The organism is Actinophytocola sp. (genome assembly GCF_035634895.1).
GTDB lineage: Bacteria > Actinomycetota > Actinomycetes > Mycobacteriales > Pseudonocardiaceae > Actinophytocola.
Genome location: NZ_DASQCC010000239.1, coordinates 18596 through 44150, shown reverse-complemented (window position 1 = coordinate 44150; position 25555 = coordinate 18596). Strand labels below are relative to the sequence as shown.

Genomic DNA, 25555 nt, shown 5'->3' with positions numbered 1-25555 from the left:
CGCTGTGCTCCCGGTTCTACTGGCGAGCCTTCTCGAGCGCCCGCTCGTCGGCGCAGAAGATCAGCGGACCGAGTTTCCGCTGCCAGTCGGTGAGCTCGTCGATCCAGCTCCTGACGCGGTAGCGGTCGAAGAGGAAGTAGGTCGTCACCATGGCCGTGGTGAAAAGTGCGGCCCCGGCGACAGTGACGACGAAGAGGCGCAATGGGAATCCCGGCCCAGGTTCGCCGAACACCAGCGCGGCTACGGACAACAGGTCCAGCAGAACGATGCTCGTGAACCAGCTGAGGTAGAACGTGGTTTGTCCGTTGTAGCCGCCGCGGATCCACGCGGTGATGGAGAGAGTGGCTCTGGCGGTCAGGTCCTTGCGCACCTGGGCCAAGTCCAGGTAGAGCGACACTGCCTGCCGCTGTGCCGTCCGGGATCGCGGGTAACGCCATTCCTTCTCGGTTGTCAGCTTGTCGTGGAGCCGGAGGGCGGCCCGACGGAACACCCAGTGGTCCGTGGTCACGGGAGGTGGCCAGGCGTTGTCTCCCGCGGTGATCAGGCGCCACCAGCGATGAAGATAGGCCGCAGCCAGCAGGACGGTCACGATGAGGATCCACCGCTCCCATTCCTGCCACCCACCCTCGGCCATGGCCCGCGAGACGAAGAAGGCGCACAGCACGATCAGCAGGGCGGGCTGTATCCAGGTTCTGGACAGCGCCTCACGATGGGTGCGGATGCCGGCACGTTGCTCCCACCGGGCGCCCAGCCTTCTCAGAGACCAGGTCAGGATCACCGTCGCGGAGGAGGCGAGCGCGAGGATCACGGCCGACCCGAACGCCGGAAAGGCGAACATCCGCCACAGCGGTCCGGCCTCGTAGAAGACGATCGCCGTCAGAAAGGACAGTAGGACCGCCAGCGCGGCGATCCGCCATCCCGTTCGCTTCGGCCCGGCCTTGACGGTTGTGTCCGGTGGTGGGTCGTCGTACAGGTCGACGTGGTGCTCGATTCGTCGCACCAGTTGGTCCACATCAGACCGAAACTCTCCGGACCGAAGATGAGCGTACTGGAGTAGCGTGATGTCGGCGATGTCCGGTGGGAGCTGGTCCCAGGCGGGCGCCGTGGCGTCCTCCAACAGCACGGGAATCACCGTGATGCGCCGCCGGAACGCGGTCGCTATCTCGTACTGGACCCAGTCCCTCTTGCGTGGTGCGCCGAATGTCGACACCCAGTCGTTGTGGATCACCGAGACGAGTACCTCGCAACCGTGTAGGCGCTCCTTGATTTTCTGCGGATAGCGCTCACCCGACGGCATTCCGTTGTCGATGAACACCTCGTCGTCGCCGAAATGCTGCGCGAGTCTTTCGGCGAGTGCCTTGACCGACACTGAATGGGCGCCTCGACGGTAGTTCACGAATACGCTGTACATGGTTCAGACGACCACCGGTTGGGTGGCCCAGAGTGCGATCAACGTGATGATGGCCAGGAGCGTGAACACCATGGCGATGATGAGGCCTGCCAGCGCGACCCGCCTGCCGGTGACCACCGCATGTGGGATGTTGTTCACCGAAACGCCTTTCTGTCGAGCAACCACAGCAGCGGGGAGCCCGGATCGTCGTTGACGACGTCGCCGGCGGCCGACTGATGCCCGGTGACATTCCGTGCGTCCTGGTAGCTCACGACGAAGTAGCCGACCGTCGTAAAGTGGTTGTCTATCGAGGACAACAGGTCGTGCTGTCCCATCGCGCTGAGCCACTCCCGAACCGCGGCGTCATGTTCGGCGCGATTCGCCAGCACGCGCCCCGCGTACGGATGGGACGGTCCGGACGGCACGAGCAAGCCGTCGGCCTTGGTCAACACGACCGCGACCGGGATCTTGATGCGCTCACTCGACTTGGTACGGAGGTGTTCACGCAGTGCCTCGGTGAACCGTTCCAACGACTCCTTCGGCGCGGTGTTCGACGCACCGACCCGACCGAGCAGTGACCGGTCGGTGTCGGCCCGAACCTGCCGCAACGAGAACGGGTCGACGATGAACACGATTCCTTTGGTGTGCTTGAGGAACTGTGCCTCGGCCAGCTGGTCGGGGCTTTCCGGGATCTCGCCGGCGGGGTCGTACAGGTACAGCAACCGCCGGGCCCTGCTGCCTTCCGCGCCCACGTACACGTTGTAGGCCCGCGGTCTGGTGACGGCGGTCTTGACGGCGCGACGTGGATCCTCGAGCACACCGAGCTTGAGGTTTCGCTCGAACTCCTGTTTCGCGCGTTCGTCGGCGAACTCGAAGCCGATGTCACCGAGCATGAGCCGGCTGATCGCCGTCTGCATGAACACCGACTTACCCGCGGTCGGCCCGGCGATCACTGGGATGTGCACCGTCGGCGCCGTGAGACCGTGCACCGGCAGCTGGGCCTTGCACTCGGCACACTGCGCGGCGAGCTTCGACTTGCCGTTGGCGAGAAGGGTGGGCAGCACCGTCTGGCACGAGCAGGTGCGGTGCAGCACGCCCGACATCCCCGGCAGCAGTCGCTGGTGTTCGCGGTGGCAGTCCGGACAGCGGTAGATCGGCCGCGTCGCACGTACGTGACAGGTGCCGCACTCGATGGTGATGCCGCGCACCCACAACACGGCCACCTCGAGCACCCGCGACCCGCCAGCGGTGACGATCGCGAACAGCACGAGGAGGACCAGTAGCAGCGCGAACACCATCGAGGCGAACGCGACGAACGTGCTCGCGGCCACGGCGCCGAAGAACAGCCCGGCGATCACCAGAACCGCGGCCGGGTACTTGATCGCCGGATGGAGGACGGAGTCCAGTGCCCACCGCCACACCCTGGCCGCCCATGACTCCGGACCGGATCTCCTCCTTGGCTTGTCCGGGTCGATGTCGCCGACGAGCGTCGTCCACATCTCGCGATACGTCTGCGAGAGCACCTTGCGGTAGTCGCGCAACACCGGCCCCGCGTAGTAGCTGCGGTAGGCCGGATCGGCGCCGGCCTGCTGGGGTGGTTCGATCCGCAGGTGGCCGATCGGACCGTACGGGGTGAACCCGTCCCACGACGCGACGATGTACTTGTAGGTTCCGAACACGGAACCTATCGCGGCGCTGCCGAGGAATAGGAGACCGAGGGCGTAGGTCGCGAGCATGAAGACGACCATCCCCACGCTGAGCAGGATGATGAACGCCACGATGACCAAGGCGAGATAGACGTAGCCCATCAGCGTTCCCTTCGTAACCCGAGCCGGCTCAGCAGGCTTCGGCGTTGGTGGGCCGACCGCCAGGTCCGCCACCATTTCGCCCAGTTGCCGTCCGGCGGCGCCACGCTGATCGGGATCTTGCCGGCGGTCGGCTTGAGCAGGTCGCCGATCTTGTCGAGCTGCCTGGCTCTGCGTCTGCTGAGAGCGGTGGCGAGAGTCTCGTCGATGAGCAGCCGTCGGGCTCGTCGGTCGGCGATGCTCCACCACAGGACGATCGTGGCGGCCACATGGCTCGCCGATGCCTTGTCGAGCTTGTCGATCGCCTTCCCGGCGTAGGCGCCGAGGAAGGGACTGCCGCAGTCACGAAGCGACATGTCGAGCAACTCACGGTGCCTCGGCACATCCCCCCGGAGGATGAACATCGCAAGGCTGCCGAGCAGCCGGCCGCCCACCTCTGGCGGTAACGAGCGGTACAGCTCCAGACTGTCGCCGACCATGTCGGCGGAGTCGTGTTTTGGTGCGGCCTGGCGGAAGTGGCCGGCGAGCTTCGCCGCCCTGAGCATGTCGAGGTCCTTCGGGGAAAGCGCGTTCGCGACTCGCCGGTCGAGCAGCGCGTCGACCAGGCGGGTGTGCTCGGCTCCGAGCTCGTCCTGGTCGGACCGGCGAAGAACCAGGTCCGCGATCCGGGTGAGGAGCCCGGTGTGGGTCAGCACCTCGATGGGCAACGTCCGCAGCGCACGTTCGGCCTCCTGAGTGGACGGTTCGTCCGGCCACAGCAGCGTGCCGAACCGTGACCAGTCCAACTCGCCGCCATGGGCAACCCCGAGCAGCACCGCGACCCGGTCCGCCTGGCCGGCACGCGCCAGCACCAGATCGAGCAGCGTCGTGACCCGTCCACCGGGTTGCCGTTGCCGGAGCAGGGTGGCCGCTCGCGGTGCCATGGTCGTGACGAGTGAAACGAGTGCGTCAGGATCGGTCAGGCGCTGTTCCAGGGCGCGTGCCGTCGCGTCGCAGAGGCTCGGGTGTTCGGCGAGTCGGTCGAGTAGTACGTTCGATCCCGTGCCGGTCAGGACGGGCAGCACCGAGTACGTCGCGACGTGCTCGAGCCGCGGGCCGTCCAGCGGCGGCAGCCAGAGCCTCTCCGGCGCGCCGAGTGCCGCGACGTAGTAGGCACTCAGCAGGTCGGCGGGAACGGGTTCCCCCCGACGCGTCGCTTCCTGGACGAGGCCGGACCATCGGGCCAGGTCGACCAACCCGCCGGCATTCCTGAGCAGGCCGGCGAGCTGGTCCCACCCGGAGTCGTCGAGTACGCCGGGCGCGCGTCGCACGGCCAGCTCCACCGCGTCCAGCAACAGCGACCCGGGTGCCGGCGAGGCCGCCCTCTCCGCGCACTCGACGAGCACGGCGAACGCGTCGAGCTCCCCGGCGGTGAGCGGAGGAGAGGCCTGGTTCGCTGTCAGCGTCGCCGACGCCACCGTGCCGTCAGCCCAGAGCCGGCCCAGCAGCGCGGCGTACCGGGTCGGGTCGTCGACCGGCGAGTCGGTGGTCATGTCGACGACCGTGAAGTCCCCGTACGTGGGTAGGTAGACGTCCGGCGTCGTGCAGCTGACGAGTACGCCGGCATCCTCCGGTCGCGAGGTGTAGGTGAGGAACGAGATGCCGAGTCCCAGGTGACGAGGAAAGGAACGGCACAGCGCGGCGAGCCACAACGCGGCTGTCTGGTCGTTTGGCACGACGAGAACGACCCGGCCCCGGCCTTCGGCGAGCACCCGCTGGACGGCGCTGATCATCAGTGCCAGCCGGCCGGTCCCATGCTCGGACAGGAACTGGCGAACCATCGGTGGACTCGTGGTGTCACCGGGTGCGATGGCGTCGAGCGCGGGCAGGTCCGTGCCGTTCGACCGGGCGTGGACCCAGGTCGGGCTGCGCCACATGTCGATGGGCAGCCTGTTCCCGAGCTCGCGGTCGGCGTCCTCGAGCAACAGGGCGTGGGCGAAGTAGTTGCCTGTCCTGCCGGTGAAGTCCGACCCCGTGTAGCGGCTCTGGAACAACGTCGCGGCCGGACCCGACGGGACGTAGCCGAAAGCCACCGGGAACGCGCCGAGATCGGTGCCACTGTCCTGCGTCGCGAGGCCGGACCCGGCCTCATAGGCACTGGCCCGCACCGCCAGCTCCACCAGCGGTTTGGGTGCGCCACGAGTCATGGCGCTGATCTGGAAGCCCTGGATGCCCTCCAGCCCGTCCTCACACGAGGTGTAGTACAGCTGGTGCATGGTCATCGCTTGCCTTTCGTCATCTTGATCGCGCCGAACCGGGCGAGCAGCCACAACATGGGATCTTCGATGCGGTAGGGGTGCACGCCCTGCGGGGCGAGGTGGTTCCCGTCGACGGGTGGAGCGCCCAGCGCGGACATGCCGAAGTACCGGTAGATCTCGAACGCGTTGGCGATGCTGCGATCGAACGCCGGGTCGTACCACTGGTTGAGCCACGCGCGCACCTCCTCGTGCACGTCGAGCCCGTCGGCCTCGTCGTAGAGACCGACGTGCCGGGACGGCTGGTGCAGTGGGGACTCCGCGTTGAACATGTCCGACAGCAGGTCGAACTTGGTGAGGGCGATCGCGAGCGGAGTCCGCAGCCGCTTGTCGACCGGGCGACCACTGCGTTCCCGCAGCAGCTCACTCAGACGGTTGAGCACGTGGAGCTGTTCGGTGTAGCCGGACTTCGCCCCGTTCGTCCCGACGCGTTCGCGAACCTTGGCCATCTGCAAGGGATCCAGCAGCAGGATGATGCCTTCCGCCGCGTCGAGATAGCTGATCAACTGGTCCATCGCGTCCGCGCGGGCCACGTCCTCGCCGGCCGTGTCGTAGAAGACGGTCACGACCGGCGCGACGCGGGTCGCGCCGAACAGGCCCGTGCTACGGAACCGCAGGCTGAACATCAGCGGTTCCGGCGCCTTCACCCGCGCCGACGCGGTCTGCCGCAGCGGCCGGCGCTCCTCGAACAGGGGGATGTCGAAGTCACGGTGATAGCGGACGCGGGACGCCTCGCCGAGCAGGTCGAGAGACATGCCTGCGAACCGCTCACTCACCTGCCCGCGCTGGAACTCGTGCACCAGCACGCCGACCCAGGTGCTCTTGCCGGAGTCGGAGGACCCGATCACGGCGATGTTGCGGCCACCGCCGTCGACGTACTCCCGCATCTGGTCCCGGCCGCAGTTCGGGCACACCCGCCTGCTCTGCGGCAACTTGCCGTGGGGGCAGCGGCCGTTCTTGAGCCCGCGTTCGGGAAAGGTACTGCCACGGTGGTCGCAGGTCTCACCACACCGCATGTGCAGTTCGTTACGCCGGTGACTGGTCCAGCAGTACGGGCATTTCGTCGTGGCCACGCTCGTCCTCGGCACGCGTTGTCGGTGGTCATGTCAGTACGAGCTGGTCCGGCCGGGACGGGACCAGGACAGCACGTTCGTCGCGGGAGAACGCCCGCAGGTACACCGGACGCCGAAGGGTGGCCGGCACGGTGAACTCCTCACGGACCGACGTCGCGCCGGCGTTGACGCACAGCAACTGCTCGCCGTCGTCCGCGTCGAGTGGACGGACGCTTGTCTTCGCCGTCAGGACGATCGCCGGCAGCTCGCGACCCGGCTGGCTCCGCACCACGAGAACCCGGCGGCTCGGCCGCCAGAAGCGGGACCGCTCGATCGCGTAGTTGACGTTTGCCGACGTTGTCTCGCGTTTCCACACGAGGGGTCCGAAGCTGCGTGTCGCGCCGTCCGACAGCACCGTGCAGACACCGAACCAATGGTCGCCGGCGGGCACCGGGAGTGACACGCCGCTGCTGTCATAGGTCACCCTGGTGACGTCGAGCGCGGACGCGTCGGGGTCCGTCGGGCCGGCGGGTTTCACCGACGTCCGCCACACGACCCTGGCCGTCGTAGCGGCCGGCGGCCATTCCCAGGTGAGCTGCACGGTCGTGCCTCGTCTGCTGAGCCGAAGCGACCGGACCGAGCCGTGTCGAACGTCCACAGCGCACGGTGGACCGATCGCGGCGAGCTCACCGAGCACGGTCACCGGCACGAGGTTCTGCCGCTTGTTCCCCGCCTCCAGCCGGCCACGCAGGCGTCCCGCGCCAGCGGGACCGACCGCCCTCAACACGCTGCCGTATGACAGCGCCTTCTTCACACCGACCACCTCCTGGTCGGGTGGATCCGCGCCCGGTCCGAGTACCAACACCTCAACGTCGCCGCTTGGCGGAGGAGTCCAACGCGCGGTCACCTCGTCGCCGTCGAGCTCCGCGGCGAGGTCGGTGACCGGTCGAGGAATCTCCTGGCACCGAGCGGACGCGTGCACGCCGTCACTTCTGGCCGTCGTGCCGTCGGCGAGGCGGTAGGTCACCCGCACCACGTAGTCGTAGGACCGGCCGGCCCGGACGTCCCGGTCGACGAAGGTCGATGACCGCACATCCCGCAACGGCCGGCCGTCACGGGACACCTCGGCTCCCGAGCCGCCCGCCGGCAGCCGCCAACGGCCGGAGATTCCGTCCGGCTCGCCGCGGAGGTCCAGCTCGAGCACCTCACGCAACACCATGATGGTCTCGGTACGTGCCGCCCGTGCGGACAGGTTGCCGTCACGAAGCGTGTGGATCTGGTAGGTCAGTGGCGCCCCGCCGGGCGGATCCTCGTCGATCGCCTCCAGTCCGCCGGTCTCCTCACACACGACCACGCCGTCACGCGTGACGCGGTAGCCGATGCGGCCGGCGGTCGCCGTACTCGGTCGCCAAGACACGACGACCCGGCCGCCGTTCGCGGCGGCGGTCGCCCAACCGGGTTCTGCCGGGCGGCAGCGTTCGATCGCCGTCTCTATCTCACGCTCCGCGAGGCTCTCCCGAATCCTCAGGTACCCGGCTACCGCGGCCTCGATGTCCGTGCTCTCGAGTGCTTTGCACCGCGCGATTTCCGCGTCGAGCGCGGTCAGCTGGGCGGCCAGGTCCGCACGGCGTTCGCGCCACTCGTCGGTCAGCCCCGGGTTCCCGTCGAGCACGGCGAGGGCCTGCCGTAGCCGCAGATCCCGGATCGCCGCGCGGTAGTCGGCGTGCCATGCGGGTTCCGTCGAGGTGGCGCTCGCGAGGTGCCGGCACCAGGCCGCGTAGGCGACAGAGCTCGCGTCGGCGGGGAGACCGAGCGTCCTCAGTCGCTCGGATGCGTCCTCCGTCGCCGCAGCGACCTCCGCATAGCCGTACGACGCATGTGCCGCCAGTCCGGACAGCAGCTCGTGGCGGAGCGCCGCGACCAGCTCGTCCGCCTCGAGCCACTGCTGGATCCGCTTCAGGAGCGTCGTTTCCGCGTTGGTGCCGGCGTCCCGGGACACCCGCAGCCGCTCCCGCCGCTGCTCGATGTCGCGCGCGGTGGGTGCGGCGCCGCCGAGCGTCGCGGCGAGGTAGGACCAGAGAGAGTCGTGGTGCAACTGGGCGAGCAGGTTGGGAGTGCCCGCCCACTGGCGGGGTTCCGGCGTGTCTGGCAGTGTCACCGGCTCGAGCTCACGCGCCCCGATCTCCTTGAGTGCCGCGCGAATCGTGGTCGGTGTCAGGGCGCCTCTCGAGCCACGAGCGCGCGCCCTGATGTCCGAGGTGGACATTCCCGGTGCGCCCCGCAGGTCCTGTCGCAGGGTCGCGCCGAGCTTGCTCCTGCGTTCGATGACCGCGCGCCGGTGGGCGGACAGCCTCGCCGGGTCGGTGAGTGTGGCCGTAGCCGACTCGTGCTGCTCGCGCAGCTGCTCACAGGAGCGCTTGAAGCCCCGGTACTGCTGGCCACCGAGCTGGCGCTTGACCTCCGCGAGGGCGGCTCGCACCGTGCGACCGTCGGTGACGTCGGCCGGCAGCAGGTATACCCGGAACAGATCCTCGTCCGGACGCCAGCCGTCCTGCACGGGCTTGAGTACTTCCTCCACGAACCGCGCGCTGTCGAAGCGCCACTCGCTCACCGCTGGATGGCGGGCAGCGGGGCCCGCTTCACCTCCTCCGGCACCAGACCGCTGATCTGGGCCTCCAGCGTCAGCTCCTTGCCGTTGCTCGCGACCGCCGTGATCCGCAGGATGCCGTCGGCCTTGAGGTTGAACGAGACCTCGATGGGTTGACCGGCCGGTTGTTTCGGCGGCAACCCGGTCAGTTCGCCCTCGACGAGCTTGAGGTTGTCTTCGAGTTCGTCGCTCAACACGTCCGTCGTGGACTCGTACACGGAGATGTCGACCGCCTGCTGCCTGTCCTCTACGGTGTAGAACGTCTTGCAAGGGGATGCGGGGATCTCGTCGTTGGGATGAATCAGCCAGGCGACCATGAACTCGTCCTTCGACTTGCGGTAGTCGCGAAGGGTCGCGATCCCGTATCCCTTGGACGTGACGTCGACGATCTTCGGCAACGAGGTCTTGCCGGGCAGGCCAGCACGCGGTGACGTCGAATCGCTGATCTCCGCCACACTGCTGGCCGCGAACAACGCGGCGCCCTTGGCGACGATCTGGTCGGGATCGGCGAGCTGGGGTGTCGGAAGGTCGGGGAACTCCTCGCCGAGCCGTTGCTTCACCGCGGGCGAGTGCGACATGCCGCCTACCAGCAGAAGCTCGTCGATACTGCCGACGCCCTTATCTTTGGCGTGCCCCAGGACGTCCCTGGTGAAGTCGAGTGTCCTGCCGAGCAGGTCCGCCGTGCATTCCTCGAATTCCTTTCGGGAGATCTCGATCTTCGCGCTCCGGCCGTGCGCGGTGATCGCGCCGCTGTAGACGTCCCGCCGGGTGAGCGCCTTCTTCGCTTCCTCGGCAAGCAGTTCGATGCTTCCGGCCGCGTCCAGATCCGTCCTCGGATCCTCGGAGTGCTGTTCGGCGAACTTGTCGCAGATCAGGTCGCCGAGCTTGCTGTCCCAGTCCGCGCCACCGAGGTGGTGGTCGCCACCGGTCGCGACGACGCGGATCTCGTTGGCCGTCACGTTGATTATCGTGACGTCGAAGGTGCCTCCGCCGAGGTCGTATACCAGCACACTCCGGTCCTCGCCGGCGGAGATGAGGCCGTAGGCGATCGCCGCCGCCGTGGGCTCGTTGATGATGTTGAGCACATTGAGGTTCGCCATCTCGCCGGCGTCCCGAGTGGCCTGGCGCTCGGCGGCACCGAAGTAGGCCGGCACCGTGATGACCACGTCGGCGAGCGGTCCGCTCTGGGGAACCTCGACGTTGAGCACGTGTAGTGCGTCCTGGACGATCTGTGTCAGGATCAGAGCGGAGATCTGTTGCGGATAGCGCTCCTCGCCGCCGACGCTGACGGTGAAGCCTTCCTCACCCATGTGTCGCTTGATGAGGTCGACCACACGCTCGGACTCGGTCTTGAGCTCGCTCTTCGCGAACTTGCCGATAACCGCCTTTCCGCTCTGCTCGAAGAACACGACGGAAGGCGTGGTCAGATCGCCCTCCTGGTTGGGAAGGACGCTGACCCGCCCGTTTTCGTCGAGAGCGGCGACGCACGAGTACGTGGTTCCGAGGTCGATACCGAGTACCGGACGAGTCATGGTTGGTCCTTCGTGCTGGGTGGGTTCTTGTTGCCGCGCAGTTGCTTGGTCAGGTGGCTGTGGTCAATGCGCTGGTCCGCGACGACTCCGCGCCCGGCTCGTGCCGGGGCCCGGGGCCCGGCCGCCGCGCCACGTCGGCGGAGCAGGAAGGCGATGAACGTGAGGAGTGCCAGGCCGGCCAGTGCGCCGAGGATGGTAGGGAGCCAGGGGAAGTCGGGTGGTTCCGGCTTCGGCAGCCTTGTGATCGGCACGTCGCACGACCTCGCGACTATTACGTACAGTTGGTGGAGCAGGCCGGAGGTATCCGTCACGAAGTAGTCGTTACCTCGGTCGGGTCCGGTGATGATTCGCAGGTTCCCCTCGCCGCCCGGCGCCAGGTCGATTCCCACAGCGGCAATCCGGGTACCGCCGCTTTTCAGCTGGTTGGCCGCCGTTGCCGCCGCCGTGACGGCCTCCGAACCCTCCTGCGCGGGATTCCCGTACACGTTCGGGAGTCCGTCCGTCATCAGGATGACCACGTGGAGATGAAGCGATCTGGCCGCGATCAACGCCGCTTCCCAATTCGTCGCGCTGGCGTCTCCCTCGTGCGCGTCGAGCGCGTCGATCTGGTCCTTGAGCTCGTGCCGCGCGTCGTCGTCGGAGACGTCAACGTCCTGGGAGATGACCTCCGCGTCCGTACCGAAGCCGATAATCGAGACTGCGGACTTCTTGTCCCGCAGTGAATCCACAACGTTGCGGGCGGCCGTGCGGACGTCGTCGAACCGTGGGGCCATCGAACTCGACTGGTCGATCACGAGTCCGAGCCGCAGAGGACAACGAGCCGGCCAGTGTGGGTTGGCAACCTCCGGCTGGGCCGCGACAGAATGCAGGTCGCCGAACACGGTGAATACGACCGTGGTGCATGTGATGGTAATCAGGCGGGAGATCAGTGGTTTAGACAAATGAACGGGAATGCTCTCTGTTGTGGCCGACGAAGCAGGGGGAGTGTAGCCGCAGCCACGTCGGGTGGAGGCCAGGGGCATGATTGTGTCCCGGAATTGTCCATTGCTGCCCTTCTCACCTGCGAGGACAGGGCCGGATAATCCGCGATCAATTGATCTTGGTGGCCGGTAGGTACGGAATGAGATGGCGGAGAGTGATCGCGGCGTTGCGGGCCGCCGACTGTTGGTGATCGAGGGTTTTCGTGTGGTCGGCGAGATCGGAGATGCCGCGTATCACCAGCCATCCCGGCTGAGGTGGCGGTGTCTCATGACAGAACTGGGTGAGCCCCGCTGCCTCCATGTCGATGGCCAGGGTGTATTCGTTGTAGTTCAGGAGAAACTTCCGAATCCAGCTCTCCTCGTCCATGACGAGGGCGTCGCCGGAGCCGATAGGACCGTGTAGCACGCGGAACCGACCGGTGCCCGACTCGAGGTGTGCGGGCTCGTGGTGATCGGTGAAGAAGTCGTTGAGCGCGTGCGTGATAACGGCGGGAGCGTCTCGCGCCTCACCGCGGTGCCGCACGCCGTCGGCCGTTTCCCTGCGCAGGTCGTAGTAGATGACGCGGGTGGTGACGACCACGTCGTCGATGGTGAGTCCGCGTTTGATGGCGCCGCCGATCCCCAGAACGACGAACGTGGCGGGGTTGAGTCGCTGCCGGAGATGTGTCAGTGTGGCCATCATCGAGCGTTGCCCCTGCTCCAGAGTGCGCGCCGCGAAGAGGTCGACCGGGCCGTCGGCCGAGTCCACCGTTCCCCGGAAGAGACTCGGACCGCCTTGCGTGCCCTTCTCCTTCGTGAGTTCGAACACGTCGACGACGGCACTCATCTCGACGGGCTTGATCGTGATCACGACGATGCCACGGGGTTCCGCGGTGGTTGAATTCGATGACTGGGGTGAGGCGTAGGCGTTGTGGATTCGCGCGTGCGATCCGGCGACCATCTGATCGGCCTTGATCGTGCCGTTACCGATGCCCATGATCCCCTGGTTGTTGATCCTGTCGTTCACGCGACTGCTCCTTCGCCGTTCCCGCCCGCGTTCGCGTTGTTGTTCAGCTGGGCACCCATTCCCGCCACCATCTGCTGTACTGTCATCTGGCTGGCGCCCATGTTGAGCACCCCACTGTTGATGATGTTGGTGGCCTTCTTCTCGAATGCTGAGGTGTCCACCTCGTGCTTACGTAGGAAATCCTCCGTCGCTTTGAGAATTCGCAGCTCAACGATCTTCATGTGGTCGTAGATGGTCGTGCTGTCGAGTTGGGCGTTGTCCCACGAGTCCGCGATCTCCTCGCGTAACGCCAGATCCGGGCCGACCGACCGGCGGCGGGGAACCGTTGTGTGATCTCGTCTCGCTCGCCGGGCGCCAACGACCACGACCGGTATCTCCAGCAACCGCCATATCCGCATGACATCGGTGGGAAGGGCGGCGACGTGCCGCGCCGCCGACCGCAGCAGGGCGCCTGAGTTGTGTTCGCCGTACCAGTCGGGCACATGAAAGGTCTCCGGCGTTCGCGTGAGCGCGCACGTGGCAACGTCGAGACTCAGCGACCGGCCCTTGAGACTGACCTGGATGAGTACGGTGGCCACCAGTTCCCCACCGACGATCGGCACGCTGGTCTCCAGGAAATGGTGGCCGGGGAGACGATGGTCGTCGATCCTGTCGCGGATCTCGAGTTTTCCCAGTCCTCTCCGGGTGAGGCTGCCGTCCGCAGGAAGATCGTTGGCAGCGATATAGATCCGGTCACGCACCCGAAGGCCCGGAAGGCTCTCCCTGCCCGTGTCAAGGGCGAGCTTCTTCAACTCGACCCGTAGCGCCTCGACCAGCTGATGGGCGGTGAACGGCGGAGTGATGTACTCACGTTCCTCCATGGATCCCTCGCCCGGTCGAAGAAGTTGGCTGCCGAGTTGCCAGTGGTTCACCAGCTTGCCGCTGCCGACGAACGGAGACGGCTTGTCCGTCTGTTTCAGCAGTTCCAGCGGATCAAGGCTGCCTTCGCGGTGCGGTGGCCGCTGGAAGATGACGCAGGGATGCCTCTGCTGCTCGTCGATGATCTCTTCGCGACGGGTCAACGTGTGCGGCCGGGTTGTCCCGACGAGGCTGATGAGCAGGGCCTGTCGCAGAATCCCGGCGACAAACGCGCAAACGATGAGACCCGAGCCGATCACGGCGGCCGGTACGAGCGCGGAGGTGATGGGCGAGCCGAGGAAGTAGGACAGTACGGGCGGAACCATCAGCGTGGCCAGGAGGCAGACGAACATGACCTTGATGCGCCGCTTCCTGCTCCGGGGATCCGGGTCGGTGCGCCGGCGAGTGCCGACAGGCAATCCCAGCCGCGTGGTCAACGTCCGCACGAGGCCGTGGAACACGTCGGGAAGTTCGCGTGCTATGCCTGTTAACAGGCGGCAGGACAACACCGCGCACGCCACGATCACCGTGGCAAGTGGCTCGCTCGTCAGCAGTCCGGTGATGAGGACGCCCAGCATCGCGAGTAGTTGCCCGATCTCGAGCAGCCAGGACCGCCGGGCGTGCCGAACGACCGGCACGAGGTCGAATCCGTAGGACGGGGCGATCCGGTGGCGCGCGTCGTTGTAAATCCTCCGGATGACCAGGTCCCGGAAGGACCGGTCGACGTACACCCCCGTGCACAGGTGACGCGTCGCGGTGGAACCGGCGTCGAGCAGTCGGTCGTCGATATCGGTGTCATGTGGCACTGCGGTAGCGAGTGTGGTGTCGTTCATAGCGCCCCCCCGGACCAGCGCGTGTCGTTGTGCGTGCGCGCGCAGCCTGCCCGGCAGGCGTGTATGAAAGCTTGACCAGAAGTGTATTTCGAGGTGGACGCGATCCCGCGGAGTACGCCAGACGTGAGAATGAGCGCGTTCCGGGAGATATGAATGCGATGCCCCGTTGTGTTCGTGAATTACTGGGTACGGAGACAACCCGGGCAGTTTTTGCTGATCATTGCGAATCCCTGTCAAGAAGGGTTTCGATGCCCCGGTGTGTGTGGAATAGCGGTGTCGCCGTCGGGTAGGTAATCGCCCGCTGTCACGTTTCATTCAGCGTGATCTAGGATAGCTGGTTGATGGCCCAGCATTCAAAAAGCTTGGCCGCCATAGTTCAGCTTGATTCTGTTCCTCTTCTCACCGACGAGATCTTCCGACTAAGAACGAGATTGCTAGCACGATAAGTCCAGAAGTCAGCACCCAAAGTGACCGATAAGGCTCATCACGTATGAATCGGGTGCCAACAAAAGCAACCACAACGAAGGTCAAGAAATTCAGCAGAATCCACAGCCACCGAACCTTGCCCACGAACGTCTCCTGTCCAGATGGATCCGTCTTCGCGCAACCCCTAGTTCCAGTACCGACTGGCAACCCCAGCGACGACGCATGCGCGAACACTATGGTTCCGTAGTATTGCACGGCCGGTTTCAGCACAGGTACGACCTGTGTCCGGTGCACACCACGCGCGGCTCCCGTAAGGCCCAGCCCAGCCATGTTCGCCGCCGCTCTCTGACTCCGGCCGTGAACTTGCCGGCTGCCCTTCTGACGGCATGCCCGATCTTCTTGAACCAACTCCACCAGCAGCCGTCGAGGTCAGTGCGGTTGAGTGGATCGGCGTCGACGTAGTCGTAGTCGTTGGTTGATCCGCCCTCGACCGGATCTGCGGACGGGAGGCGGCCCAACGCCGGACTGTAGGACCGGGCGCCCATCTGTACCAGCGCCAACGCTCCCGCGTGTTCGAAGGGCCGCCAGTGCTGACCGAGCCACTGCGGCCAACTCGACACCGACACCGAGATGCCGACCGAGCAGTCCACCGAAATTCGGAACGCAGCTACGCCACCGAAGCCGAGCTGATCAATGCTGGTAAAGGTCATCGTCGGCCGGTTCCCACGCGCTGTTTGCTGGACCACTGACCGTCGCAGTAGTTCCGGAAGAAGGTCGCGACGAACTCCACCAGATCCTCTCCGGCGATCGTGCGGATCGGGGCGTCCCGTGCCGCGGCCTGCTCGAACAGTTCGGCCAGGTCCTCGAGCGTCGACAGCAGGACCTACTTCGGGATGTCCCCTTCGTGATCATCCCGAAGTACGTCAAGTACCGCTCCAGTGCCTTGCCCGTCGTGCGATAGCCAGCGGGAAGCGCTTTGACGCGCGCCCTGTACGCCCGCCACCGACGCTTGTCGCCGACGATCTTCTCGATGAGTGTCGTCATCGTCCGCCTCCTTCGTGGAGCCACCGCAGTCGTTCGGCAACGAGGCCCCCGCCAGAAGGATGGAGGGTTGACCCAGCGTCAAGGTCGACCCCGCCCCGACCACTGCATCCAGGAAGCAGGTCCTGGACTGGTCGCTTCCCGAACGGGGATCGTTCTGTCGTTGGCGAGCCAGTGCGCGAAGGTCTGCCGCTTGATCTTGAGAGTCGGATTGTCGGCGACACACAGCAGGAACTCGACGCGTAACCGCACCATCGGGTCGGTGGCGGCGAGGAGGTTCCGCAAGCGCCAATTGAACTCTTCGTTTCGAAGTTGGCGGGTGAGTGGGGCGTACAGCCAGTCCTTGCAGCGGTATGGGTGCTGCACGAGATCGATGATGAGGTCGGACATCTGCGGCCGGACGGCTGCCGGGATGCCATCCTTGGCCATCCCGAGCAGTAGATCCTCCTTGCGCGCCCAGGGTGACCAGGCGTTCGACGCCTGCGCGCGCCAGTCCGCCGGGTGGCGTCTTTCCCAGGTGAGGTAGAGCAGCGCGAACTGTGCGTGCTGCTCGCGGATCTGGGGGTTCCTGTCCCAGAATCCACTGAGCAGCCCGAGGATGGTCTGCCCCATGTAGTGCCGATGAGCGGCGCGCGCCTGCTCCATCTCGGCGGCCAGATGCGGCTCCTCCGGCGCGGGTGTGCCAGCTTGCGCCCACACCCGATTCATCCAGTGGTTCGCCTCTAAAGCGGCTTTGATCAGCGACTGGTGCCTGGCCAACGCCCGCCCGCGCACTCGGCCGTCGGTCGAGACCAACTCGAACACCCACGACGGGTCGCCGATGAACTCAAGCATGTCCGCCGGCCCCATCCAGAAGGTTGTCCTTGGGGTAGGCAACCACCAGTCGGCGCAATGCCTTGTCGAACTCGTCCATCGACAGTCCTACCGGGACTCCGCCCACAAGCGAAGAGACGGACATTACCCCGATGACTGACAACGATGGAAGCGAGTATCGGATTGTTGGTATCGCGTCGACAAAAAAAGTCTCGGCGATACGGGGCATCTTCCGCGCCGTCACGTGATTCACCGCAGGGTGACCAGCCCGCTCTGGTAGGCGATCACGACGAGTTGCGCGCGGTCGCGGGCGCCGAGCTTGGCCATGGCCCGGTTCACATGGGTCTTCGCCGTCGACGGGCTGACGACGAGGTGTTGGGCGATCTCCTCGTTGGACATCCCCTCGGCCACCAGTGCGAGGACCTCGCGCTCGCGGTCGGTCAGCACCGCGAGTCGTTCCGCGCTGGACGCGCTGGACGCGCTGGACGCGCCCGTGTGTTCGGGCGCCGCGAGGAACTGCGCGATCAGGCTTCTGGTCGCCGCCGCGGACAGCAGGGCGTCCCCCGCGGCGATCGTTCGGATCGCGGCGCGTACCTCGTCGGGGTCGGCGCTCTTGCCGAGGAAGCCGCTGGCACCGGCGCGCAGGGCCTGGAAGACGTACTCGTCGATCTCGAACGTGGTCAGGATGAGCACGCGGGTGGCGGCCAGCGCGCTGTCCGAGGTGATCATGCGGGTCGCGGCCAGCCCGTCGAGGTCGGGCATGCGGATGTCCATCAGCACGACGTCCGCGTTCGCGGCCAGCCGCACGGCCTCCTGGCCCGTGGCCGCCTCCCCGACGACCTCGAGATCGGGTGTGGCGTCCACGATCATTCTCAGGCCCGCGCGCAGCAGCGCCTGGTCGTCGGCGAGCAGGACGCGGATGGTCATCGCGACACGCCAAGGGGAACCCGGGCGCTGACGCGGAAGCCGCCCGTCGGTCTCGGTCCCGCTCGCAGCGTGCCGCCGACAGCGGTGACGCGCTCACGCATGCCGGCGATGCCGTGGCCGGCCGCGTGGGAACCGCCGTTGCCCTCGTCCTCGACGATGACCGACAACTGGTCGGGGTCGTAGCGCAGCCGGATCGTGGCGGTGGTGTCGCCCGCGTGTCTGGCCACGTTGGTCAGTGACTCCTGGATCACCCGGTAGACGGTCACGTCCACCGCGGTGGGCAGCGGCCTCGCCACACCGGCGACGTCGGTCTCGACACGCAGTCCCGACCTGGTGAAGGACACGACGAGCTCGTCGAGCGCGGCGAGGCCGCCGGCCGGTTCGGTCGGTGTGGCCCGGTCGTCCGGGCCGCGCAGCAGCACGACGACGTCCTTGAGCTCGGTGAGCGCGGTACGGCCGGCCTGTTTGATGTGCGCCAGGGACTTCTTCGCCTCGGCCGGGTGATCGTCGAGCACCTCCGCCGCGGCGCCGGCGTGCACGTTGATCAACGCGAGGTGGTGGCCGAGGACGTCATGCAGCTCACGGGCGATGCGCAACCGCTCCTCCGTCACGCGTCGCTCGGCCTCCTGCTCGGCGCCGCGCTCGGCCTGCCGGGCCCGCTCCTCGACCTCGCGGACGTAGGCGCGGCGGTGGCGCGCGGCCTCTCCGGCGGCGACCGCCAGCCCGCCGAGCGCGATCACCGCGATGTTCTGCGGCCCGGCCCACACCGGCCGAAACGTCGTGTGCACCGCCAACATCACCAGGAATGCCAGCCCGCCAAGGATCACCGCTCGCGACCGGCCCGCGGTCTCGGCGAGCGTGTACAGCACGAGCATCGGCGCCGCGAGCACGAGCAGTCCCGCCTCCGACTGGGTCACCGCGAGGTATCCCTCCGCAGCCACGGTCGTGATCACGAACACGGTGGTCGGTTCTCGCCTGCGCCATGCGGTCGACCCGCACGCGATCGCGGCGAGAAGTGCGGCCCAGACGGTCAGCCCGCTGTGGAACCCATGGCTCGCGGTGACGAGGGCGACCGCGAACAGGATCACGGCGACCGTCACGTCCACCGCGCGAAGGCGCAGCTGTGTCACGCGCCCACGGTAGACGTGGCCCGCGCCCGGCACGTCATCCTCTCGTGGCATCGTCGCGCGGGCGCGTACAACGGCCGCGGTACGTCGACGAGTCAGCGCCACGGCGACGACGACGAGACCTTTCCCGAGCATCGTGGTCGCCCATGACGCCCATCATCCGGTTGCGCGACGTGGTCAAGACCTACGACCTGTCGGCCACCGCGGCCATCGACCACCTGGACCTCGACATCGCCGAAGGCGAGTTCGTCGCCGTGGTGGGGAGGTCCGGCAGCGGCAAGACCACCCTGCTGAACCTGCTCGCCGGCATCGACCGGCCCACCAGCGGACAGATCACGGTGCGCGACACCGAACTGGGGGCACTGCCGGAGTCGGCGCTCGCGGAGTGGCGTGGCCGGACAGTGGGCCTGGTGTTCCAGTTCTTCCAGCTCCTGCCGACCCTGACCGTCGCGGAGAACGTCGTGCTGGCCATGGACTTCGTCGCCGCGGTGCCGAAGTCGCGGCGCCGGGACCGGGCGTGGGAACTGCTGTCCCGCGTCGGAATCGAGGACCAGGCGAACAAGCTGCCCGCGACGTTGTCCGGCGGCCAGCAGCAGCGTGCCGCGATCGCGCGGGCGCTGGCCAACGACCCGCCGATTCTCCTCGGCGACGAACCGACCGGGAACCTGGACTCGGCGACCGCCGCGGCCGTGCTGAAGCTGTTCGCCGAGCTGAACGCCGACGGACGCACGGTCGTCCTCGTGACCCACGAGCAGGAGGTCCAGGACTTCGCCGGCCGCCAGGTGCTGCTGGCCGACGGCCGCCAGGTGGTGGCCCCATGACCGGAACGCTGCCGCGCAAGCTGGTCCGGGACCTCGCGGCGATCAGGGGCCGGATCGTCCTCATGGGGGTGGCGGTCGGCGTCAGCCTGACCGTCTTCGGCGCGACCCTGTACGCCGGCACGATCACCGGCCGGGAGTTCGACCGCGGCTACCTCAGCAACCACCCGGCATCGGCGACTCTCCTGCTGGACAAGGGAGTCAGCCCAGACCGCGCCGCCGAGCTGAGTGCCGCCATTGAAAAACGGCCGGGAGTCGCGGCCGCGACCATGCGCACCCAGTTCACCGCGCAGTTCCGGCCGAACGGCGGGCAGTGGTCGGACAAGCCGCTGCAGGTGTTCGTGGCCGCACCGGACGACCCGATGCGGCTGGCGAAGTTCGAGCTGGACCGCGGGACGTGGCCACCCCCGCCCGACGGCATCCTGATCGAGCGTGCGGCGCTGAAGTTCCTCGATCTCGAGGTCGGTGATCCGCTGACCGTGAAGACACCCGATGGCCGGCCGGTCACGCTCAGCATCACCGGTGTCGTGCACGACCCGAGCCTCGCCGAAGCCCGCCAGGAACAGAAGGGCTACGGGTACGTCTCCACCGCATCCCTGCCCACACTGGGCGAGCCGACCACACTGAACCAACTCAAAGTGGCCACGACAGACACCACGAGCAGGGAGCGCGTCGCCACCATCGGACGTGACCTCGCGACCTGGCTGTCCTCGGTGAAGGGGACGCCGGTGACGGAGGTCCAGGTGCCGGAACCCGGCCGGCACCCACACCGGCAGTGGGTCGACCTGATCCTGCGCATCCTGTTCGTCTTCGGCGGCACGCTGTTGCTGCTCAGCACATTGCTGGTGGCCACGATGCTCAACCGTCTGATCAGCCAGCAGATACCGCAGATCGGCATCATGAAGGCGATCGGCGCCCGCGCCCACGTGATCCGGCGGCAGTACCTGACCATGGTGTTCGTCGTCGCCACGGGGGCGACCGTGGTCGCGGTGGTACCGGGGTTCCTGCTCGGACGGCTGCTGGCCCGGATGTTGCTCACGATGCAGGACATGGACCCGACCAGCCTCACCGTCCCGTGGTGGACCTACGCCGCGGTGGGAGTCCTCGGCCTGTTCCTCGCGCCGCTCCTGGCGCTGATCCCGATCACCCGCGCCAGCCGCACCACCGTCCGCGAAGCCATCGACCACCACGGCGCCAGCACCGGGGAAGTCCGCACCCCCAACTGGGTCAGCCGCATCCGAGGGCTCGACCGCGCACTGCTCATGGGGCTGCGCAACATGTTCCGGCGCCGGGCCCGCTTCGTGTTGCTGGTCGGTCTGCTGACCGCAGCCGGCGCGCTGTTCCTGGGCGGCGCGAACACGTTGACCGGGCTGTACGCGTTCCAGGCCCAGGCGGCCGCCCAGCAGACCTGGGACGCCGAGATCGACCTCGCCGGATTCGGCGACACGAAAGAGATCAAGGACGCCGTCACCACGCTGCCCGGAGTGGCCGGTGTCGAGACATGGTCCATGGTGTCCATGACGGTGGCCCGCGACGCCAGTCAGGTCGAGGTGACCGGCACCTACCCCGACCAGGGACACGGCTCCCGGTTCCTGGCCGCCGTGCCGGCGAACACCAAGATGGTCGACCCACCGCTGGAGACGGGCCGGTGGCTCCGCCCCGGCGACACCGACGCCATCGTGCTCAACCGCGGCACAGCAGGCGGCCTGCTGCCGGACGCGAAGTTGGGCGACACCGTCACACTCACCGTGGACGGGCGCCGGACCACCTGGCAGGTAGCCGGTCTCGTCAGGCAGACGTTCGCCGGCCCCAGCGCTTTCGTGACCACGGAAGGCTTCGCGGCCGCCACCGGCCACGAAGGACACGCGAACCGCGTGGAGATCACCGGCGCCGACCACTCCGCGGCAAGCCAGTCGGCGATCGCCGAAGCGGCACGCACGGCACTCGTCAAAGCGGGCGTCGCCGTCCAGGTCGCCATGCCAGCCGGCCGCCTCGCCGGCGTGATCGACGGCCACGTGTACGCCGCGGGCTGGACACTGCTCATGATCGCGATCGGCATAGCGATCGTCGGCTACATCGGCATGGCGTCGACGATGAGCACCAGCGTCCTGGAACGCATCCGCGAGTTCGGCATCATGCACGCGATCGGTGCGTCCCCGTCCACGGTCCGCCGAACCGTCGCGGCCGAAGGTCTCTTCACCGCACTGGCAAGCTGCCTCCTCGCCATCCCCCTGGCCCTGGCGATCGCGACGGCTCTCAACCGCATGATCGGCAACATGATCGCCGGCGACCCACTGCCCATGCGGATATCGTGGCCCGCCAACGCGATCTGGCCCGCCGCGCTCCTCGCCGGCGCACTCCTCGCGACCCTGGCCCCAGCCCGTCGCGCATCCCGCCTCACGGTCCGCGAGGCACTCACGTACCTGTGAAGCGAACCCGCCACGGCAATCCCACTGCCTACCGCTTGATCGACTTGGGACAGCCGGTCGCTTCGGGCCAGAAGAGGGATCACGACACAGACCCCCAACGGGGTCGGTCATGTCGGTTCGAGCAGCCGCTCGACGATCTTTCGTGGCCGCTGGATGAGTATCGCGCTCACGGCGACCAGCGTCCCGATCATGACGAAGGTGACGATGTTGCTCACGTCGACGGCGTGCGTGAGCAACATCGTTGTCCGGAGCCGAAAGGAGGAGGTATGCCTTGATGAGGCCCGTGACGACCATGATCAGACCGAGCGAGGCAGTGAGCAGTCGCTGCCACCGGCGGTATGCGGGCACCTCCCGCCAAGCGCGCTCGAAGGCCTGCTCCCGTTTCGGGTCCCCGAAGGTCGCGAGGGACATCGCGCTCGCGTGCGCGAGTGGCGCCCGGTAGAGGAGTGTGACGAGACAGAAGACGCCGGCGATGAGGACGTATGCCGCCTCTCGAAGTGCGGCTATGCGAGGACTTTGCGTCGCCAGTGAGAGCGCGATCGTCGCGGCGATCTCGCAGAGCACCAGCAGACCGACCAAGTCGATCCGTCGACGCCGGACGGTGACCACCACCGCAACGACAGCGACGGCCATGGCCGGTGCCATGAGCGCCCAGAAGACGCCGACGTCGAAGGCGCGCAGGAGGTAGTAGCCGCCGACGGAAAGAGCGATCTCCAGCAAGCTCGACAGCAAGCCGCCTGCCCTGACCCCCACGGCTGCTGCGCAATGGATGACATAGGGCCTCCCTCATTCGCGTTCCACGGTCGCCGCTCAGAGTTCATAGTCCGTACTATGGCAACTCGCGGACACCTGTCTCCCGTCGCGATCGCGGTTCTGGCGCTGCTGACCGAGGAGCCGATGCACGCCTACCGGATGCAACAACTGATGAAGGAACGCGGCGTCGGCATCGTCGTCAACGTACGCAACCGATCCAGCCTCCACGCCTCCATCGAACGGCTGACCGGCGACGAGTTAATCCGCGTCCGTGCCGTCGAACGCGATACGCGCCACCCCGAACGCACCGTCTACGAGGTCACGACCCACGGTCGGCAGCTCCTGCTGGAGGGCCTGCGTGAGAACATGGCCACCCCAGCACAGGAATTCCCCCTGTTCCCCGCTGTGGTGTCCTTCCTACACCTGCTCAACCCCCAGGACGCGCGCACAGCTAGAACTGCGGGCACAAGCGCTACAACGACGGCTCACCGAGACCGAGGCAGTGCTCACCGCCTCACGCGAGCACGGAGTCCCTCGACTGCACCTGCTCGAGCACGAGTACCTCCAGACCACCACCTCCGCGGAACTGGCCTGGGTGCGCGCGGTGTCCCGCGATATCAGAGCCGGCGCCCTGACCTGGCAACCGTACGCCTGACACGACACCAACTCCCGGTCGTGACCTCCACACGCAGCCACAGACGAAGCCCTGCCATCCGGCTGAGCCCGGGGGAGAATTCATCGCGCTGCGCCACGCGGGTAGGCCCGGCCAGGTGAGCGGCCCCCACGTCGGGGGCGGCGCTCGACGAGCACGCGCCGAACTCGCCACTGGCGGTTCAGGGTGCGGGCGTCGAGGTCAGCAACCGGGTCCCGTGGCGCCGACCTGAGTCAGGTCGGCGAGTTCCAGGGCGGTGCCGTTCCAGGTGAGGTGCGCGGTCCAGGCTTTCTCGCAGTAGCCCGCGCCTTCGTAGGAGCGCCAGCGTGCGACGACGGTGCCTGACTCCGTGCGGATGTACTGCACGTCCGCGTGTTCGGCGGGGGTCACGTCGCCAAGGTCGATGGCGCCCTGGACATTCAGGTCGTGGTCCCACAGGACCAGGTTGTGCGGCCAGCTCACGCCACCCCACGAGCAGGCGAACACCGCGACGGTGTCGGGTTCGCCGTCGCCGGTCAGGTCCGCGGTCGCCACTACGTCGGCGGCCGACTCCGGTTCCATCGTGACCGCGAGTGCGACGAACCCGTCCGACTCCGGGATGCCCGGCACCTCGCCGTCGACGAGGTTGCCGCCCGGGTGATCGCACAAGCTGGGCACCGGCGCCGTCATCAGGCGGTTCGTGTCGACGGTTGGTGTGCCGGCGGGGACCTGCGCGTCGGTCGTCGCGGGCGCGGTGTGGACGGCCAGGACCCCGTCGGCCACGTGGGTCGTCCTGTCGTCTTCGGTCAGGTCCAGGGAGCCGGTGTTGCAGTAGGTCGCGTCCGCGTGCTGTGGGACTTCCCCTATGCACTCGGGGATTCGCAGGGTGATCACGCTTTTCCCGGACAGTCTGCGCGCCACGGTGGCCTGCTTCGTGTTTTCCTGCGCCCAGCTGTTCCCGGTCAGCTTCCACAGGCTCGCGGGACCGTGGACGGTCTTCTTGCTCTGTTCGTCTCGTTTGGACTCGTCACAGGTCCACGATTCGATCGTGGCATGGAGGACACCGTCCTCGCTCCACCACAGGTCCTGGACGTCGACGCCGTTGGTATTGTTCGCGACGAAGCCGGGCGGCACCGCCGCGGACATGTCCGTCTCCGTCGCCGTGCCGTCCGGTGTGACGACGTAGACCGGGAACGCGGTCGCGCACATACCCGGGTTGTTGCGGGCGGCGAACGCGAAGCGGTCGCCCGACGGATCCCTACCGGACAGCGCGGCGGCCGGCATATAGCTGTTCGACTCGTAGAAGCCCACGTTGACGGGTGTGGCGTCACCGGTGGCGACGAGGCTGACCATCTCGGCGTACTCGTTGTTGCGCAGGCTTGTCTGTTCGGCCATCAACAGGTGGTGCCGGGAGCTGGCGAGGAAGAGGGTGGGGAACTCACCGTCCAGGACGGTGTTCTTCGTGGTCCTCGAGACCGTCTTGACCCGCGACGAGATGCTCGACGACATCACCCTCTACTGGCTCACCCGCACCGCGACCTCCTCGGCACGGCTCTACTGGAAAGCTTCCGCGAGGTCGGCGAGTGGTTCAGCAAGGCGACCCAGGACACCGCGCCCGTGCCGACCGGCTGCTCGATCTCCCCAAGGAGATGCCCCGCTCCTCCCGCCGCTGGGCGGCCAACCGCTACACCGACATCCGCCACTGGGGCGAACCCGACCGAGGCGGCCACTTCGCCGCGTTCGAACAGCCGCACCTGTTCGTCGACGAACTGCGCAGCTTCTTCCGCCTGGTGCGCTGACCCGTCAAGACCGACTCAGCCCGTCACCGGCGCGGCAACGGGGCTCAAGTGTTCGATCATGAACTGAATGGCAAGGCGGAGCCGGTCAAAGCGGTGCTGGAACGTGGATTGCCGGCTGAGCTGGGCTATGAGAAGGGTGATCCAGCGGGGCGGGGCAGCGCGAACTCGCGCAACGGCACCAGCCCGAAGACCCTCGCCAGCGAGGTCGGCGATGTTCCGCTTGCGGTCCCACTGGACCGGATGGGGGTCGTTCGAACCGCGGCTGGTCCCCCCTCGCGTTCGGACTGGCTGGAGAAAGGGGCACTGCAAACGGGCGTCGCGCTACCGCGATCTGGACCTTGATGTCGTGTGGCCC

At 67.1% G+C, this 25555-nt stretch carries 20 protein-coding genes and 3 pseudogenes; 6 read left to right on the top strand and 17 right to left on the bottom strand.

What is annotated here, in order from left to right:
* Nucleotides 1-16 precede the first annotated feature (16 nt).
* The 14 genes from VET29_RS37190 to VET29_RS37125 form a co-directional block, all read right to left on the bottom strand.
* Entirely contained in the window at nucleotides 17-1396 is a 1380-nt protein-coding gene (locus tag VET29_RS37190) for a TIR domain-containing protein (RefSeq protein WP_324929723.1), read from the bottom strand.
* An 18-nt stretch (nucleotides 1397-1414) separates the two neighbouring features.
* Complete coding sequence (locus VET29_RS37185; protein ID WP_324929721.1) at nucleotides 1415-1549, bottom strand: hypothetical protein; 135 nt, start codon at nucleotides 1547-1549, stop codon at nucleotides 1415-1417.
* Nucleotides 1546-3198 carry a TRAFAC clade GTPase domain-containing protein gene (locus tag VET29_RS37180; RefSeq protein ID WP_324929719.1) on the bottom strand — a complete coding sequence of 551 codons (1653 nt, stop codon included), beginning with the start codon at nucleotides 3196-3198 and terminating at the stop codon, nucleotides 1546-1548. The genes VET29_RS37185 and VET29_RS37180 overlap by 4 nt, the downstream gene beginning before the upstream one ends.
* A complete protein-coding gene (locus VET29_RS37175; protein WP_324929717.1) occupies nucleotides 3198-5456 on the bottom strand; it encodes a GTPase-associated protein 1-related protein in 2259 nt (752 codons plus the stop codon). The genes VET29_RS37180 and VET29_RS37175 overlap by 1 nt, the downstream gene beginning before the upstream one ends.
* On the bottom strand, nucleotides 5453-6505 hold the full coding sequence (locus VET29_RS37170) for a TRAFAC clade GTPase domain-containing protein (RefSeq protein ID WP_324929715.1): 1053 nt from the start codon (nucleotides 6503-6505) through the stop codon (nucleotides 5453-5455). The genes VET29_RS37175 and VET29_RS37170 overlap by 4 nt, the downstream gene beginning before the upstream one ends.
* 85 nt (nucleotides 6506-6590) lie before the next feature.
* Complete coding sequence (locus tag VET29_RS37165) at nucleotides 6591-9152, bottom strand: hypothetical protein (RefSeq protein ID WP_324929713.1); 2562 nt, start codon at nucleotides 9150-9152, stop codon at nucleotides 6591-6593.
* A complete protein-coding gene (locus tag VET29_RS37160) occupies nucleotides 9149-10720 on the bottom strand; it encodes an Hsp70 family protein (protein ID WP_324929711.1) in 1572 nt (523 codons plus the stop codon). The genes VET29_RS37165 and VET29_RS37160 overlap by 4 nt, the downstream gene beginning before the upstream one ends.
* On the bottom strand, nucleotides 10717-11601 hold the full coding sequence (locus VET29_RS37155) for a vWA domain-containing protein (protein WP_324929709.1): 885 nt from the start codon (nucleotides 11599-11601) through the stop codon (nucleotides 10717-10719). The genes VET29_RS37160 and VET29_RS37155 overlap by 4 nt, the downstream gene beginning before the upstream one ends.
* A gap of 208 nt (nucleotides 11602-11809) precedes the next feature.
* Nucleotides 11810-12706, bottom strand: coding sequence for a hypothetical protein (locus VET29_RS37150; protein ID WP_324929707.1), 897 nt, complete (start codon nucleotides 12704-12706; stop codon nucleotides 11810-11812).
* Complete coding sequence (locus VET29_RS37145) at nucleotides 12703-14436, bottom strand: hypothetical protein (protein ID WP_324929705.1); 1734 nt, start codon at nucleotides 14434-14436, stop codon at nucleotides 12703-12705. The genes VET29_RS37150 and VET29_RS37145 overlap by 4 nt, the downstream gene beginning before the upstream one ends.
* 689 nt (nucleotides 14437-15125) lie before the next feature.
* On the bottom strand, nucleotides 15126-15572 hold the full coding sequence (locus tag VET29_RS37140; RefSeq protein WP_324929703.1) for an RHS repeat-associated core domain-containing protein: 447 nt from the start codon (nucleotides 15570-15572) through the stop codon (nucleotides 15126-15128).
* A 412-nt stretch (nucleotides 15573-15984) separates the two neighbouring features.
* Nucleotides 15985-16737: a hypothetical protein gene (locus tag VET29_RS37135; protein ID WP_324929701.1), complete on the bottom strand. Its 753-nt coding sequence runs from the start codon at nucleotides 16735-16737 to the stop codon at nucleotides 15985-15987.
* Between the two features lie 228 nt (nucleotides 16738-16965).
* Nucleotides 16966-17643 (bottom strand): response regulator transcription factor, encoded by a 678-nt coding sequence (locus tag VET29_RS37130; RefSeq protein WP_324929698.1) that lies wholly within the window; start codon nucleotides 17641-17643, stop codon nucleotides 16966-16968.
* A complete protein-coding gene (locus VET29_RS37125; protein WP_324929696.1) occupies nucleotides 17640-18773 on the bottom strand; it encodes a sensor histidine kinase in 1134 nt (377 codons plus the stop codon). Before VET29_RS37125 ends, VET29_RS37130 begins: the two co-directional genes overlap by 4 nt.
* Before the next feature lie 143 nt (nucleotides 18774-18916).
* Between VET29_RS37125 and VET29_RS37120 the strand changes: the two genes are divergently transcribed.
* Together VET29_RS37120 and VET29_RS37115 are read left to right on the top strand one after the other, a co-directional pair.
* Entirely contained in the window at nucleotides 18917-19591 is a 675-nt protein-coding gene (locus VET29_RS37120; protein WP_324929694.1) for an ABC transporter ATP-binding protein, read from the top strand.
* On the top strand, nucleotides 19588-22017 hold the full coding sequence (locus tag VET29_RS37115) for an ABC transporter permease (protein WP_324929692.1): 2430 nt from the start codon (nucleotides 19588-19590) through the stop codon (nucleotides 22015-22017). Before VET29_RS37120 ends, VET29_RS37115 begins: the two co-directional genes overlap by 4 nt.
* A 107-nt stretch (nucleotides 22018-22124) precedes the next feature.
* Here the strand turns inward: VET29_RS37115 and VET29_RS37110 are convergent, their stop codons facing one another.
* Both VET29_RS37110 and VET29_RS37105 read right to left on the bottom strand, forming a co-directional pair.
* A complete protein-coding gene (locus tag VET29_RS37110; protein WP_324929690.1) occupies nucleotides 22125-22256 on the bottom strand; it encodes a hypothetical protein in 132 nt (43 codons plus the stop codon).
* A gap of 64 nt (nucleotides 22257-22320) precedes the next feature.
* Nucleotides 22321-22770: pseudogene (locus tag VET29_RS37105) on the bottom strand (VC0807 family protein); the annotation flags it as partial.
* 12 nt (nucleotides 22771-22782) lie between these two features.
* Here VET29_RS37105 and VET29_RS44240 point away from each other — a divergent pair.
* Together VET29_RS44240 and VET29_RS37100 are read left to right on the top strand one after the other, a co-directional pair.
* Nucleotides 22783-23103 (top strand): annotated as a pseudogene (locus VET29_RS44240) (PadR family transcriptional regulator); the annotation flags it as partial.
* 169 nt (nucleotides 23104-23272) lie between these two features.
* Complete coding sequence (locus VET29_RS37100) at nucleotides 23273-23425, top strand: hypothetical protein (protein WP_324929688.1); 153 nt, start codon at nucleotides 23273-23275, stop codon at nucleotides 23423-23425.
* Between the two features lie 198 nt (nucleotides 23426-23623).
* Here the strand turns inward: VET29_RS37100 and VET29_RS37095 are convergent, their stop codons facing one another.
* Complete coding sequence (locus VET29_RS37095; RefSeq protein ID WP_324929686.1) at nucleotides 23624-24910, bottom strand: hypothetical protein; 1287 nt, start codon at nucleotides 24908-24910, stop codon at nucleotides 23624-23626.
* 74 nt (nucleotides 24911-24984) lie between these two features.
* On the opposite strand from VET29_RS37095, the gene VET29_RS37090 reads away from it, so the two are divergent.
* The gene (locus VET29_RS37090) at nucleotides 24985-25200 is read left to right on the top strand and encodes a hypothetical protein (protein ID WP_324929684.1); all 216 of its coding nucleotides are present in this window, start codon (nucleotides 24985-24987) and stop codon (nucleotides 25198-25200) included.
* Between the two features lie 84 nt (nucleotides 25201-25284).
* Nucleotides 25285-25471 (top strand): annotated as a pseudogene (locus VET29_RS37085) (transposase); the annotation flags it as partial.
* Between the last annotated feature and the right edge of the window lie 84 nt (nucleotides 25472-25555).

Excerpts from the sequence above, each read along its gene's own strand:
- VET29_RS37180 (WP_324929719.1), bottom strand. The coding sequence starts at position 3,198 with ATGGGCTACGTCTATCTCGCCTTGGTCATCGTGGCGTTCATCATCCTG.
- VET29_RS37175 (WP_324929717.1), bottom strand. The coding sequence starts at position 5,456 with ATGACCATGCACCAGCTGTACTACACCTCGTGTGAGGACGGGCTGGAG.
- VET29_RS37170 (WP_324929715.1), bottom strand. The coding sequence starts at position 6,505 with ATGCGGTGTGGTGAGACCTGCGACCACCGTGGCAGTACCTTTCCCGAA.
- VET29_RS37160 (WP_324929711.1), bottom strand. The coding sequence starts at position 10,720 with ATGACTCGTCCGGTACTCGGTATCGACCTCGGAACCACGTACTCGTGC.
- VET29_RS37145 (WP_324929705.1), bottom strand. The coding sequence starts at position 14,436 with ATGAACGACACCACACTCGCTACCGCAGTGCCACATGACACCGATATC.
- VET29_RS37140 (WP_324929703.1), bottom strand. The coding sequence starts at position 15,572 with ATGACCTTTACCAGCATTGATCAGCTCGGCTTCGGTGGCGTAGCTGCG.
- VET29_RS37135 (WP_324929701.1), bottom strand. The coding sequence starts at position 16,737 with ATGCTTGAGTTCATCGGCGACCCGTCGTGGGTGTTCGAGTTGGTCTCG.
- VET29_RS37130 (WP_324929698.1), bottom strand. The coding sequence starts at position 17,643 with ATGACCATCCGCGTCCTGCTCGCCGACGACCAGGCGCTGCTGCGCGCG.
- VET29_RS37120 (WP_324929694.1), top strand. The coding sequence starts at position 18,917 with ATGACGCCCATCATCCGGTTGCGCGACGTGGTCAAGACCTACGACCTG.
- VET29_RS37115 (WP_324929692.1), top strand. The coding sequence starts at position 19,588 with ATGACCGGAACGCTGCCGCGCAAGCTGGTCCGGGACCTCGCGGCGATC.
- VET29_RS37110 (WP_324929690.1), bottom strand. The coding sequence starts at position 22,256 with ATGTTGCTCACGCACGCCGTCGACGTGAGCAACATCGTCACCTTCGTC.
- VET29_RS37095 (WP_324929686.1), bottom strand. The coding sequence starts at position 24,910 with ATGTCGTCGAGCATCTCGTCGCGGGTCAAGACGGTCTCGAGGACCACG.